The following is a 12,968-nucleotide window of genomic DNA, read 5'->3' on the forward strand; positions in this document are numbered from 1 at the left end:
CGCCGCCAGACCGTGATCGCCATCGGTGTGCTGGTCGCCGTACTGCTGGCGCTTGTTGTTCTTGTGCCCAGGGCTTTCGGTGACGAGGAGGATCAGGCGCAGGACAACGGCCGTACGGGTGGGGTCGCCCCGGTTGCGTCCGGCAAGCCGTCCAGCGCGCCCAGTTCCGCGGCCGGTGCTGCGCCGGTGCCGACGACCACCGCGCCGGTCACGCCCAGTGCCAAGCCTTCGGCGCCTGCCAGTAAGCCCGCGTCGACCGGCAAGGTTCCGAAGGGCTGGTATGTCTACAAGGGCGACGGTTATTCGGTGCCGGTGCCGGACGGCGCCTCGGTGCGGCCCGACGGCACCGAGATGTACTTCACCAAGAACAACCGACTGCTCATCATCGACCACTCCGAGCAGCCCAAGGACGACCCCGTCGCCGACTGGAAGCAGCAGGAGGCGGATCGGCGGGGGACGAAGTACCGGAACTACCAGCGGATCCGGCTCGAGGGGCTCAACTATCTCGGCAAGGCCGCCGACTGGGAGTTCACCTACACCACGGTGGGCGGCAACCCGCAGCATGCGATCAAGCGGGGTTTCATCACCACGCCCGGCAAGCAGGCCTACAGCATCTCCTGGTACACGTCGCCGGAGGACTGGGCGGCTTCGCAGAAGGATCTTCAGGTCATCTACCAGGGGTTCAAGGCCGATCGGTAGGCCTTTGGGTGTGAGCGACGGGTGAATGGGTATTCATCGGTCACCACGGATGGAGGTGCAAGATGATTCGACGACACGGCAGCAGACCCACGCTCGCCCTGTGGATGCTCGTCGCGATCGCCGACGTCGCGCTTGTCGTGGCGACCGCCAGTGCGCTGGTCGTGATGATGGTGCTGGCCGGCGCGATGATCGTTGCCGGAGCGATTGCCGGCCGCCTCCTGCTGCAGCGGCGCGCCCTGCCCCAGCAGGAGTCTGTGCTGCGCCGCCGCGCCTAGTCCGGCGCTGATCGACTACGCTCGCGGGCTGTGTCGATCGACTCGGTAAGTGACCTCTGGGACACCCTGCTCGGTGCCCAGCCGGACCCGCCCGGCCTGCTCGTCCTGGTGACGGCGGTGACCGCGCTGGCCGTGGTCGCCTTCCGGCCGCTGTGGCGGATCGCCCGCAATGCCATCACCATCGCCCACGAGGGTGGCCACGCACTGGTCGCGCTGCTGACGGGCCGCAAACTCCGCGGCATCCGGCTGGAGTTCGACACGTCCGGGCTCACCCTGTCGGCCGGCCGCCCGACCGGGCCCGGCATGATGTTCACCCTGCTGGCCGGCTACATCGCGCCGTCGCTGGTCGGGCTGGGCGGCGCCTGGCTGCTCGGCGGCAACCGGATCACCCTGCTGCTGTGGGTCGCGGTGGTCCTGCTGCTGCTCATGCTGATCAACATCCGCAATGTGTTCGGCGCGGTCTCCGTGCTGGTCACCGGGGCGATCGTCTTCGGCGTTTCCTGGTACGCGACCCCGCAGGTCCAGGCCGCTTTCGCGTACGTCGGAGTGTGGTTCCTGCTGATCGGCGGCGTACGCCCGGTCTTCGAGCTGCAGAAGCTCCGCAGCCGCGGCCGGATGCCGGAGTCCGACGCCGACCAGCTCGCCGGCGTCACCCACGTCCCCGCGCTGTTCTGGGTGGGCGTCTTCCTGGCTGTGGACGTGGCCGCACTGGTGATCGGCGGTTTCATGCTGGCCGGCCAGTGGCTGCCCGCTGTCAGCAACACGCCCTGACTTGGAGTAGCCGAACGGAAACACTTTGAGTACCAAGTCGTGATGCGCGTCACGGAGGTCGGTCGATAGCGTCGCCCCATGGACCGGTCGCTCGGACTGGCGTGGAGTACGGCCCTCGTCGGCTTTGTGGCCGCCGTGCCTTTCTGGAAGTTCACGAAGTGGACGATCACCACGGCGCACGAGGGGTTCCATACGGCCGCAGCGGTGGTCTTCCAGCAGAAGGTCGACGGCATCACCTTCGTGCCCGGCCGGGGCGGCGCCACCGCACTGCCGCCGAAGATGCCCTGGTTGGCGGATCTGGTCATCACCTTCGTCGGTTATCTCGGCCCGTCGGCGGTCGGTCTCGGTGGCGTATGGCTGCTGCGGCACGACCGCCCGGAGTCACTGCTGTGGATCAGCGTCGCTCTGCTGGCGGTCATCCTGCTGAAGATGCGCAATCCGCTGTCCATCACGGTGGCCATCGGTACGGGGTTCGTCCTGTACTGGGTGGCGCGCTATTGGTCGGACCCCGCACAGCTGGCGTTCGCCTACAGCTGGGTGTGGTTCCTGCTGATGGGCAGCACTCGCAAGATCACCGACCTGTTCTGGGCGACGCACAAGGGCAGCGCGACCTCGGACGCTGCGGTGCTGCAGCGCCTGACCCTGCTGCCGGACGTCTTGTGGCTGGGCGTGTTCTGGCTCGCGACCATGTCGGCCCTGGTCTACGGCGGGGTCACCATGCTGCACTGGCAGCGTTGATCACAACGGGATGTTGCCGTGCTTCTTCGGCGGCAGGGTCTCCCGCTTGGTCCGCAACGTCCGCAACGCCAGCGTCACCTGCGCCCGGGTCGCCGACGGCGCGATGACGGCGTCCACGTAACCGCGCTCTGCCGCGATGTACGGGTTCGCCAGCGTGTCCTCGTACTCCTTGATCAGCTCGGTGCGCAGCGCCGCCGGGTCCTCCGCGGCGGCCAGTTCGCCCCGGTAGAGGATGTTGACCGCGCCCTGGGCCCCCATCACCGCGATCTGCGCCGTGGGCCAGGCGAAGTTCATGTCCGCGCCGAGGTGCTTCGAGCCCATCACGTCGTACGCGCCGCCGTACGCCTTGCGGGTGATCACCGTGACCTTGGGGACGGTCGCTTCCGCGTACGCGTAGATCAGCTTGGCCCCGCGCCGGATGATGCCGTCCCACTCCTGGCCGGTGCCCGGCAGGAAGCCGGGCACGTCCACGAAGGTCAGCACCGGGATGTTGAAGGCGTCGCAGGTGCGCACGAAGCGCGCCGCCTTCTCGGATGCCGCGATGTCCAGCGTGCCGGCGAAGTGCATCGGCTGGTTGGCCACGACGCCGACCGGCCGGCCCTCGACCCGGCCGAAGCCGATAACGATGTTCTGCGCGTAGAGCGGCTGGACCTCGAGGAAGTCGTCGACGACGGTCTCGACCACGCGCTTGATGTCGTAGGGCTGGTTCGCCGAGTCCGGGATGAGCTGGTCCAGGCCGCGGTCCGCGTCCGAGACCTCCAGCGCGGCGGGCAGGTCGAAGGTGGTCGGTTCGTCCAGGTTGTTGCTGGGCAGGTACGACAGCAGCGCGCGCACGTAGTCGATCGCGTCGTCCTCGTCGCTGGCCAGATAGTGCGCGTTGCCGCTGCGGGAGTTGTGCGTGCGGGCGCCGCCCAGCTCTTCCATGCCGACGTCCTCGCCGGTCACCGTGCGGATGACGTCCGGGCCGGTGATGAACATGTGCGAGGTCTGGTCGACCATGACGGTGAAGTCGGTGATCGCGGGGGAGTAGACCGCGCCGCCCGCGCACGGGCCCATGATCAGCGAGATCTGCGGGATGACGCCGCTGGCCCGCACGTTGCGGAAGAAGATGTCGGCGTACAGGCCGAGCGCGACGACGCCCTCCTGGATCCGGGCGCCGCCGGAGTCGTTGATGCCGATGATCGGGCAGCCGATCTTCATGGCCAGGTCGAGCACCTTGACGATCTTCTCGCCGAAGACCTCGCCCAGCGAGCCGCCGAACACGGTGAAGTCCTGCGAGAACACGCACACCTGGCGGCCGTCGACCGTGCCGTGCCCGGTGACCACGCCGTCGCCGTACGGGCGGTTCTTCTCCAGGCCGAAGGCGGTGGACCGGTGCCGGGCCAGACCGTCGAGCTCCACGAAGGAACCCTCGTCGAGCAGCATCTCGATGCGTTCCCGGGCGGTCTTCTTGCCGCGGGCGTGCTGCTTCTCCACCGCACGGGCCGAGCCGGCGTGCACGGCCTCGTCGGTGCGCCGTTCGAGGTCGGCGAGTTTGCCGGCCGTCGTGTGGATGTCATCCTGCTGCGTCACGTCCTGCTGCGCCGTCACGATGCCCCGTCCTCCGCTCACCACGCATGCCCGCCGGCCAGGCGGCATTCACGCCGGAGAGATCGTATCCAGGCTCCGGCACCCGCCACGCGGTGCCCGTACGCGGGGGTGCGAGGGAAAGGACGTTTCGCACTCAATGCCCCATTCGTTACAACCCCCGTGACGACATGGATGACCCCCGTCGGCGTGGCGTTGATCGTCGGTGGCATCACCACGCTCATCGTCTTCCGCGCCGCCCTGTTCCGCAGCGCCCGTACCGACCAGCGCGTCGCCGAGCACGGCGAGACCCGCCGCCGCGCGGATTCCCCGGGCGCCGACGGTACGTCGTCCGGCGCTGGCGATACGTCGTCAGGCGCAGGCCGGGGCGGGGAAGCTCCGAGCCGTCAGCGGCGCCGCGGGCGGGCCGGATCCACCGCCCGGACCAAGGCCCGCACGGCGCCGGCTGCTTCCCAGGAGGACGGCACCGGACCGGATGCGGTCGTGCCGGCGCCGCGCGGAGGCCGTCGGGCCGATCCCGCCGCCGCCGAGCCGGCTGCTCCCGCCCCCCGCGGTCACGCCGATCCCGCCCGTCCGGGCCGGTCCCGGCTGGAAGCGGACAGGGCCGGGCGCACCGGTCCGGGCTCGCGGCGCTTGTGGCCGACGTCGGGCACTCCTGAGCCGGACGTCGACGCCGAGGAGTCCGGCGTGGGGACCGCGCCGGCCGATGACGAGCGCCCGGACCGGTCCTTGTTCGGCCGGCTCGTAGAACTCGACGAGGACGGCGCCCCGGCGCCGGTCGGTGATGCCTCCCCGACCGATCTGCGGCTGGCGTCGCTCGGCCGGGCTGACGATCCGGGTGAACCGGCCGACCGGGCCGGCGACCCGGAGCTGGACATCGACCAGGACCTCGACCGGGCCGCCGACGTCGTCGACCCGGCCGACCGGTCCCACGCGCTGGACCTGCCGGGCCTCGGCCTGCTCGGCCGGCAGTCGCCGGACGGTGGCTACGACGCCGACCTCTCCGGCCCGTTCGACTCGGTGGCGGGCACCGAAGGCACCGGCACGTTCTCCGGCCTCTTCGCCGACGCGTCCCTGGAGGACGCGGACGAGACCGGCTTCGTCCCCGTCCCCGACGAGGCTGCCGGACCCACCTGGGCGGAACGCGCCGACCGGCGGTACGGCGACCGGGTCGAGGGCTGGGTCCGCCCCGAATACCCGGACGAGCCCGTCGCCGGGGAGTACTGGACGCCCGCGCCGGTGCACTCCTACGAGGCCGAGTACGGCTGGCCGACCCCGGTGGAACGGCTTCCTGAGGTGCCGCCGTACCCGCCGTCGTCCGGCTTCGACGTACCGGTGGAGATCGAGACGGAACCGACCCGGCCGGTGCCGCAGTGGCCGCCGGCCCGCCCGGACGACCGGATCGAATTGCCGCGCTCCTGGTCCCACCGGGGTGGCGGGACCGGTCCGGCGTTCCGGACGGCGGTCGATCGGGGCGGGCCGGTGGGGCTCCGGCCGGTGGCTGACCTGCCGATCGAGGACCACGGGCGGGAGTCCGGCGCAGACTCGGCGGCAATTTCTCACTCCACCGGAACCGCCGAAGGCATTACGGCCTTCTCGGAGGGAGCCGCCCACCCGCTGAGGGACGGCGATCTGGGGGAGAGCGCCGATCCGGTGAGCGTCGACGACGTGGCCGAGGTCGATGATCTCGCGGCGGAAAGCGGCCCGGCGAACTCCCCGGCGGGCCGGTTCCCCAGCGATGCGAAGCTGCCGGCGGGCCGGTTCGGCGACGACGCGGTCGCTCCGGCCCCGGAAGTGACCGGTCGCCGGCGCTTCGACGAGCCGGCGCCCGCCGCCGACGACCGGGTGTTCCTCGGCGCGGACGGGCTCATGCTCGCCCCCAACCCCCACGTCCACGAGGACGAGACCGGCCGGCCCGGCTCCAGCCGGGGCGCTCAGGCAGCCCGCCGCCTGGCCGAAAGCCCTGCGCGGGACGCCCCGACCGGCGGCACCGAGCACGCGGGAGCCCGGAAGGACCGCCGGACCGCCAACGCCAACCGCGTGCCGGTGCGCCGCGGCCCGACCACCGATCAGAGCGGCCCCTACGCGGCCCGCGAGGAAAGCCTGGAAGGCCCCATCTGGACCGTCCCCGACCTGCCCGAAGCCGCCATGCCGGACCTCACCTGGTCACCGGAGGAAGCGCAGGACGACACCCGCAGGTCGCGCCGTCCCGCCGTCATGGTGCGACGCCGTCGCGGCGCCGGCTCCGAAGCGACCCAGGCGCTGCCCCCGGTCGAGCCGGCCCGGCCCGATCAGCCGCGGGCCCGCCCCCGGCCCCGTCCCCGTCCGGGCGCCGGCCAGCCGGAGCCGCGAAGCACCGTCTACGTCAGCCGGCACGCAGCCGAACCGAGCTGATCAGGGCGGTCTAGGGTGGGTTGATGGCTTCCTCGCCCTATACGGATCTGGACCGGCCGCCGCTGGGTGAGCGGGCCCTGCAGCGGGCGCTCATCGTGCCCGGCGGGTTCTGGCAGCGGCTGGAGATCCGGGCCGAGACCGGGTCCACCAACGCCGATGCCGCGGCCGCCGGACAGGCCGGCGCCGCCGAGGGGCTGGTCGTGGTGGCCGAGCGGCAGGTCGCCGGGCGTGGCCGGCGCGACCGGCAGTGGGTGTCGCCGCCGCGGGCCGGGCTGACGTTGAGTTTCCTGTTGCGGCCCGGGGTGGCCGACGCCGAGCGCGGGTGGGCTCCGGCGCCGCAGCGCACCTGGGGCTGGTTGCCTCTGCTGGCCGGGGTGGCGCTGCGGGAGACGGTGCAGCGTCTGGCCGAGGTCGACGCCGCACTGAAGTGGCCGAACGATCTGCTGCTCGACGCCGGCGCCGGGGAGTCCAAGGCGGCCGGCATCCTGGCCGAGGTCTCCGGCGACGCGGTGGTCGTCGGAATCGGTCTCAACGTGACGACCCGGGCCGAGGAGCTGCCCGAGACCACCGGATTGCCGGCCACCTCGCTGCGCATCGCCGGGGCCACGGCCACCGACCGCGATCCGCTGCTGCGGGCACTGCTGCGCGGCGTCGCCCGGTGGTACGGCGGCTGGCGCGAGGCCGGCGGCGACGCCGAGATGTGCGGGCTGCTCGCGGCGTACCAGCGGGACTGTTCGACGATCGGGCGGGACGTGCGGGTGCTGCTGCCCAACAGGAGTGAGTTCACCGGTACGGCGACCACGGTGGACGGTGACGGCCAGCTCGTGGTCCGTACGGCTGACGGCGAGCGGCGCGTCTCGGCGGGGGACGTCCTGCACGTACGCTGAGCGCGTGGCTTTCCCGGACGAGGTGCTGACCGACGAGGAAGAGGTCGTCCTCCATCTGCACCCGCACGCGCGGGCGGCCGTACGCCCGGTCCTGGTCCTGCTGGTGGCCCTGGCCGCCGTGCTCGGGGTGTGGATCATGCTGCCGCCGACCACCGGTGGCCTGATCGGGGTCTGCCTGGTCGGTGCCGTGGCCCTGTTCATGGCGGTGACCCGCGGGGTGTGGCCGCTGCTGGTCTGGCGCGGCACCCACTACGTCTTCACCGACGAGCGGATCCTGCTGCAGGACGGCGTGATCGCCCGCGAGCGCCGTGACCTGCCGCTGAACCGGGTCAACGATCACGTGACGAGCCAGTCGCTGCTGGACCGGATGCTGGGCAGCGGCACGTTGCGGATCGACTCGATCGGGGACCAGAGCGCGGTGCTCGTCGCGGTGCCGCACGTGCAGCAGGTGCAGACGCTGCTCTACCAGCTCATCGAGACGGGCCGGGAGCTGCACGGCGACGACGAGGACGACGAGCAGCCGGAGCCCGTGCGGGGGCGGAACCGGCGGCGGTGAGGCTCAGACGGCTCGCCGCTGGGCGTCGATCTCCTTGGCCAGCTCCTCGTCGAGGCTGCCGTCGGCCTCGGCGCTGAGCTCGGCCAGGCCGGCCACCACGTCGAGCTCGGCCACCACGGCCTCGTGACCGTCGACGGGCGGCTTGAGGAAGACGAACGTCCGGTACGCCCAGAAGCGGAAGACCGTGGCGACCGCGATGCCGAGCAGGGTGACCCCCATGAACAGCAGCTCGTCGTGCTCCTCGGTGAGGCCGAAGCCGTACTTGCCGATGGTCACCGCGCCGGACTGGATGATCATGCCGACCAGGTTGAAGCCGAAGAACAGCGTGTACTCCCGGCGCAGGGCGCTGCGGGTGTGCTTGCGGTAGGTCCAGTACCTGTTGGCCACGTACGCCAGGGTGGTGGTGACGATCGTGGCGACGACGCTCGCCTTGACGGCCCCGATGGGCAGCAGAGCCCAGGTGATCGCCATGTAGAGCAGCGTGTTGGCGGCGCCGATCGCGCCGAAGGCGAGCGCCTCGGGGGCGAGATTGCGCAGGCGTTCCGCCAGCGGGCGAGCTGAAGGCATTGGCCAACCTTACGGGGGGAAGGGCGCGGACAACGGAGCCGGACGTGCCGGTGACTCCGACGTCACATTCGCGGGACAGCGCGCGGGGCGGGCGGCGGCGCGGACGGCGGCGTGGTGGCGGACTCCCTGGTGGGGACCTCCGCCGGCGGCTCGGGCGTCGGATCCGGGACCACGGTGTCGCCGAACACGAAGCGGCGGTACGACCAGAAGCGGAACAGGGTGCCCACGGCGGTGCCCACGAACTGGCCGGAGATGTTGTCGGCCAGCGGGGTCTGGAACTCGGGCCAGAACGCGCCCAGGCCGTAGTGGCTGATCGCCAGGCAGGTCAGCCCGATGCCCAGGCCGACCGCGTTGAGCAGGAAGAACAGGGTGTACTGGCGGGCCATGTTGGCGTGCTCGCGGTGCCGCCAGGTCCAGTACCGGTTGCCGGCGAAGGCCACGGTGGTGGCCAGCACGGTGGAGATGGTCTTGGCCTGCAGCGACTCGAAGCCCTGGTGCAGCAGCACGTTGAAGATGGCGAAGTCGATCGCGAAGGCGATGCCGCCGACCGTGCCGAACTTGCTCAGCTCGCGCACGAGTGCCCCGAAGCGTGCCCGCAGCGCGGGCAGGAAAGCGGCAGGCACGCACCCGAGAGTACCGGCGCGCGTCACTGTCCGCCGTTTTCGTGAGCGACTCTTAACCCTTCCACCGCAGCGTGGTCCCGCTGCTTGTACGGACGGTGACCCCGCTGATTGATCTCGGTGATCTCGGCGCGCCGGCCCCGGCAGCCGGCGCAGTAGGCCAGGTGGGCCTCCAGCCGGACGGCCACCCGCGGGGCGATCCGGCCCCGGACGTGCCCGCCGAGCCGGTCCCCGGTCCACCGGCACTCGGGCGGACCGGCGTCGGCCACGTGCTGCTGCAGGTAGAGCCGGCGCAGGCCTTCCCGGGCCCGGTGGGCGAGCACGGCGACGGCGTTCGGGGTGAGGCCGAGCTGCGGTGCGACCTCGGCCGGGCTGGCTCCCTCGACCTCCGTCCGCCACAGCACGTCGCGCCACCGGTCCGGCAGCGCCTCGAAGGCCCGCGCGGCATAGGTGCGTTCCAGCCGGTCGAGGGCGGGGTCCAGGAACGGCTCGCCCTCGTCGTAGCGGGTCAGGTCGTCGGTGAACTCCAGCCGCCGGTCCCGGCGCGCCCGGTGGTAGCAGACGTGCCGCAGGGTCGTGTGCAGGTACGCGCGGAACGCCACCAGCGGCCCCCGCCCCGCCCGCAGGCTGGCGAACACCTTGGCGAACGTCTCGGCGACCAGGTCGTCGGCGTCGGCCGGGTCGTGCACGAGGCCGTACGCCAGCGCCCGGGCGGCGGCCCGGTGGCGCTGGTACAGGACGCCGTACGCGGCGGTGTCGCCCGCGCGGACGGCGGCGAGCAGGTCTGTGTCGGCGTCGCCGTCGCCGGCCGGGATCGTCATTCCTGCCTCCTGTAGCCGGGAGTGGGAGGAAAGCCCGAGTAGCGGCAAGCTTAGGACGTTTCGTCCGTTTTGTGAAAGCGGGCGATTGCCGGGCCGGGAGTGACCACCGGACGTCCGGATGCGCGCTTGTGCGTCAAGCGGCGAAGAATCGGTCGTGATCGCGCACCGTGGCCGAAGTTTGTGCGGTTGTCCACAGGATTCGCCGATGAACTGAACGTTCCCTCGGCTTAGGCTGATGTGACTCCCGTGACAGCGGCCGGTCCTCCGGCCTGCTTCGTCACAGGTCAGTGCCGACCGAAGGGAATCACATGTCAGCGCCCCCCACTGCTCACACCAAGCTCCTGACCTGGGTGGACGAGGTTGCCGCCCTGACCACGCCGGACCGCGTCGTCTGGTGCGACGGCTCGGACGCCGAGTGGGCCCGGCTCACCGACGCGCTCGTCGATGCCGGCTCGCTCGTCCGCCTCGATCCCGGCAAGCGGCCGAACTCGTTCTGGGCCCGTACCGATCCCGGGGATGTCGCGCGGGTCGAGGAACGGACGTTCATCTGCTCCGCCGACCCGGCCGACGCCGGTCCGACCAACAACTGGACCGCCCCCGCCGAGATGAAAGCGACGATGACGCAGCTGTACCGCGGCTGCATGCGCGGACGCACGATGTACGTCGTCCCGTTCTGCATGGGACCGCTCGACTCGCCCAACCCGATGTTCGGCGTCGAGATCACCGACAGCGCGTACGTGGTCACCTCCATGCGGATCATGACCCGGATGGGCGCCACCGTGCTCGAGGCGATGGGCGACGACGCCGACTTCGTGCCGGCCCTGCACTCGGTGGGCAAGCCGCTGGCCGAGGGTGAGGCCGACGTGCCGTGGCCGTGCAACGAGACCAAGTACATCTCGCACTTCCCGGAGACCCGCGAGATCTGGTCGTTCGGCTCCGGGTACGGCGGCAACTCGCTGCTCGGCAAGAAGTGCTTCGCGCTGCGGATCGCCAGCGTCGCCGCCCGCGACGAGGGCTGGCTGGCCGAGCACATGCTGATCATGAAGCTGACCTCGCCCGCCGGGCAGGTCCGCTACATCGCCGGGGCCTTCCCGTCGGCTTGCGGCAAGACCAACCTGGCCATGCTCGAGCCGACCCTGCCGGGCTGGAAGGTCGAGACCGTCGGCGACGACATCGCCTGGATGCGCTTCGGGGAGGACGGCCGGCTGTGGGCCACCAACCCCGAGTACGGCCTGTTCGGGGTCGCGCCCGGCACCGACGAGCACACCAACCCGAACGCCATGCGCACGCTGGCCCGGGGCAACTCGGTCTTCACCAACGTGGCCCGGACCGACGACGGCGACATCTGGTGGGAGGGCATGGGCGAGCCGCCCGCGCACCTGATCGACTGGAAGGGCAACGACTGGACACCGGAGTCCGGCACGCCGTCCAGCCACCCGAACAGCCGCTTCTGCACGCCCATCAACCAGTGCCCGATCCTCGCCCCCGAGTACGACGACCCGCGCGGCGTACCCATCGACGCGATCCTGTTCGGCGGCCGGCGCAAGACGACCGTCCCGCTGGTCACCGAGGCCCGCGACTGGGTGCACGGCGTCTACTTCGGCGCGACGCTGTCGTCGGAGACCACCGCCGCGGCGGTCGGCCAGGTCGGCGTGGTGCGCCGGGACCCGATGGCGATGCTGCCGTTCATCGGCTACCACGCCGGTGACTACTTCAACCACTGGATCGAGATGGGCAAGGCCGCTTCCGGCGACGCCGAGAAGCTGCCGAAGATCTTCTACGTCAACTGGTTCCGCCGCGACGCCGACGGTGGCTTCCTCTGGCCCGGCTTCGGGGAGAATTCCCGGGTCCTGAAGTGGATCGTCGAGCGCCTGGACGGCACCGGCGAGGCGGTGGAGACCCCGATCGGCCACGTGCCGACCCCGGACGCCCTCGACGTCAGCGGCCTGGACATCGGCCGGGCCGACCTGGAGGCCGTGCTGCGCGTCGACACCGACGAGTGGCTGGCCGAGATCCCGCAGGTGGAGGAGTGGTTCGCCAAGTTCGGCGACAAGCTTCCCGCTGTGCTCTGGTCCGAACTGGATGTACTGAAGTCCCGCTTGAACGCCGGCTGACACCCCGCGCCCGCCTCGCGTTCGAGGCGGGCGCGGCCTGGGTACCTTCAGCCCCGTGACAACCCTCGACATCCGGCCGCCCGCGGTCCGGGCGCTGACCTGGCTGCTGGTCGCGACGGCGGCGGCGACCGCCGGGGTCGAGCTGCTCAATTTCTGGTACGCGCCCGAGCAGGGTTTCGGGCTCGCGGTCCGCACCGGCTGGGCGCTGCTGCGTACCCTCGGCTGGTTGATCTTGGTCTGGCACGTGCGGCGCAGCCGCGCGGTCTCCCGGCCGCTCGGGCTGATCCTGGCCGTGACCACCGTCTTCGCCGTCGGCCGCCTGATCGTGCCGCGCGACGGCGTGCCGCCGCTGGCCGGCCTCGTCGGTTTCGGTGTGCTGACCACGCTCTGCCTCACCGTTGTCGTGCTGCTCTACCGCCACCCGACCGTGCGCGGCCACCTGGTCCGGTATCCGGCCAAGCTGGTGGCCACCCGCAAGGGCCTGGAGTGGCGCGAGTCCGCGCCGCGCCGCCCACCGGTAGCAGCCTGGGTGATCACCGCGCGGGTCGCCGCGTTCACCTACAGCCCGCTGATCCTGGTGCCCGCCGTGATCTCGGTCGGCGAGCTGGGCCGCCGGCCGGAGTACATCCTGGCGGTGGTTTTCTGGATCTTCGTCGGCATCGGCGCCAGCTACGCGGTGCTGCTCACCACCTTCTTCCTGCAACGCGGCAAGGCATGGGCCCGGCAGTTGATGGTCTGGGTCAGCGTGGGCGTGCTCGTGATCGATCTGCCGCTCTGCTACCTGCTGCTCGGCACGGACGGACTGATCCGCGACGGGGCGCCGCTGGTCGCCGCCGCGGTGCTGGCCTGCTACGCGGTGTGGCGGGCCGGCCGCACGGCCGCCGCCACCGACTCCGCCACCGCGGCAGCACCAGCATGATCACGCACGGTGGCGCGTCG

12 protein-coding genes are annotated in these 12,968 nt (G+C 71.3%); 8 read left to right on the top strand and 4 right to left on the bottom strand.

Features of this window, described 5'->3' with window-relative positions; genetic code table 11:
- The first annotated feature begins 761 nt into the window (after positions 1-761).
- The 3 genes from ACWEOZ_RS07355 (at position 762) to ACWEOZ_RS07365 (ending at position 2,483) form a co-directional block, all read left to right on the top strand.
- A complete protein-coding gene (locus ACWEOZ_RS07355) occupies positions 762-974 on the top strand; it encodes a hypothetical protein (protein ID WP_451909867.1) in 213 nt (70 codons plus the stop codon).
- A gap of 30 nt (positions 975-1,004) precedes the next feature.
- Positions 1,005-1,745, top strand: a complete 741-nt coding sequence (locus tag ACWEOZ_RS07360) for a M50 family metallopeptidase (protein ID WP_451909868.1) — start codon at positions 1,005-1,007, stop codon at positions 1,743-1,745.
- A 78-nt stretch (positions 1,746-1,823) separates the two neighbouring features.
- Positions 1,824-2,483, top strand: a complete 660-nt coding sequence (locus tag ACWEOZ_RS07365; protein WP_451909869.1) for a M50 family metallopeptidase — start codon at positions 1,824-1,826, stop codon at positions 2,481-2,483.
- Here ACWEOZ_RS07365 and ACWEOZ_RS07370 read toward each other — a convergent pair whose 3' ends face one another.
- Positions 2,484-4,055, bottom strand: a complete 1,572-nt coding sequence (locus tag ACWEOZ_RS07370) for an acyl-CoA carboxylase subunit beta (protein ID WP_451909960.1) — start codon at positions 4,053-4,055, stop codon at positions 2,484-2,486. It lies immediately after the preceding gene.
- Positions 4,056-4,232: 177 nt separating this feature from the next.
- On the opposite strand from ACWEOZ_RS07370, the gene ACWEOZ_RS07375 reads away from it, so the two are divergent.
- The 3 genes from ACWEOZ_RS07375 to ACWEOZ_RS07385 are packed head-to-tail and all read left to right on the top strand — an operon-like array spanning position 4,233 to position 7,907.
- Positions 4,233-6,464 carry a hypothetical protein gene (locus ACWEOZ_RS07375; RefSeq protein ID WP_451909870.1) on the top strand — a complete coding sequence of 744 codons (2,232 nt, stop codon included), beginning with the start codon at positions 4,233-4,235 and terminating at the stop codon, positions 6,462-6,464.
- Positions 6,465-6,487: 23 nt separating this feature from the next.
- Positions 6,488-7,351, top strand: a complete 864-nt coding sequence (locus ACWEOZ_RS07380; RefSeq protein WP_451909871.1) for a biotin--[acetyl-CoA-carboxylase] ligase — start codon at positions 6,488-6,490, stop codon at positions 7,349-7,351.
- A gap of 4 nt (positions 7,352-7,355) precedes the next feature.
- Entirely contained in the window at positions 7,356-7,907 is a 552-nt protein-coding gene (locus tag ACWEOZ_RS07385; protein WP_451909872.1) for a PH domain-containing protein, read from the top strand.
- Between the two features lie 3 nt (positions 7,908-7,910).
- Here the strand turns inward: ACWEOZ_RS07385 and ACWEOZ_RS07390 are convergent, their stop codons facing one another.
- The 3 genes from ACWEOZ_RS07390 to ACWEOZ_RS07400 all read right to left on the bottom strand — a co-directional run bounded on the left by ACWEOZ_RS07390 (position 7,911) and on the right by ACWEOZ_RS07400 (position 9,915).
- Complete coding sequence (locus ACWEOZ_RS07390; protein WP_360827355.1) at positions 7,911-8,474, bottom strand: GtrA family protein; 564 nt, start codon at positions 8,472-8,474, stop codon at positions 7,911-7,913.
- Between the two features lie 62 nt (positions 8,475-8,536).
- Positions 8,537-9,097: a GtrA family protein gene (locus ACWEOZ_RS07395; protein WP_451909873.1), complete on the bottom strand. Its 561-nt coding sequence runs from the start codon at positions 9,095-9,097 to the stop codon at positions 8,537-8,539.
- 23 nt (positions 9,098-9,120) lie between these two features.
- Complete coding sequence (locus tag ACWEOZ_RS07400) at positions 9,121-9,915, bottom strand: sigma-70 family RNA polymerase sigma factor (RefSeq protein WP_451909874.1); 795 nt, start codon at positions 9,913-9,915, stop codon at positions 9,121-9,123.
- Between the two features lie 308 nt (positions 9,916-10,223).
- On the opposite strand from ACWEOZ_RS07400, the gene ACWEOZ_RS07405 reads away from it, so the two are divergent.
- Both ACWEOZ_RS07405 and ACWEOZ_RS07410 read left to right on the top strand, forming a co-directional pair.
- Entirely contained in the window at positions 10,224-12,029 is a 1,806-nt protein-coding gene (locus ACWEOZ_RS07405) for a phosphoenolpyruvate carboxykinase (GTP) (protein ID WP_451909875.1), read from the top strand.
- Between the two features lie 55 nt (positions 12,030-12,084).
- Positions 12,085-12,948, top strand: coding sequence for a hypothetical protein (locus ACWEOZ_RS07410; RefSeq protein WP_451909876.1), 864 nt, complete (start codon positions 12,085-12,087; stop codon positions 12,946-12,948).
- The last annotated feature ends 20 nt before the right edge of the window (positions 12,949-12,968 follow it).

Source organism: Actinoplanes sp. NPDC004185 (genome assembly GCF_053603475.1).

What these genes read in the sequence shown, in the direction of transcription:
- ACWEOZ_RS07355 (WP_451909867.1), top strand. Translation starts at nt 762, where the DNA reads ATGATTCGACGACACGGCAGCAGACCCACGCTCGCCCTGTGGATGCTC.
- ACWEOZ_RS07365 (WP_451909869.1), top strand. Translation starts at nt 1,824, where the DNA reads ATGGACCGGTCGCTCGGACTGGCGTGGAGTACGGCCCTCGTCGGCTTT.
- ACWEOZ_RS07380 (WP_451909871.1), top strand. Translation starts at nt 6,488, where the DNA reads ATGGCTTCCTCGCCCTATACGGATCTGGACCGGCCGCCGCTGGGTGAG.
- ACWEOZ_RS07390 (WP_360827355.1), bottom strand. Translation starts at nt 8,474, where the DNA reads ATGCCTTCAGCTCGCCCGCTGGCGGAACGCCTGCGCAATCTCGCCCCC.
- ACWEOZ_RS07400 (WP_451909874.1), bottom strand. Translation starts at nt 9,915, where the DNA reads ATGACGATCCCGGCCGGCGACGGCGACGCCGACACAGACCTGCTCGCC.
- ACWEOZ_RS07405 (WP_451909875.1), top strand. Translation starts at nt 10,224, where the DNA reads ATGTCAGCGCCCCCCACTGCTCACACCAAGCTCCTGACCTGGGTGGAC.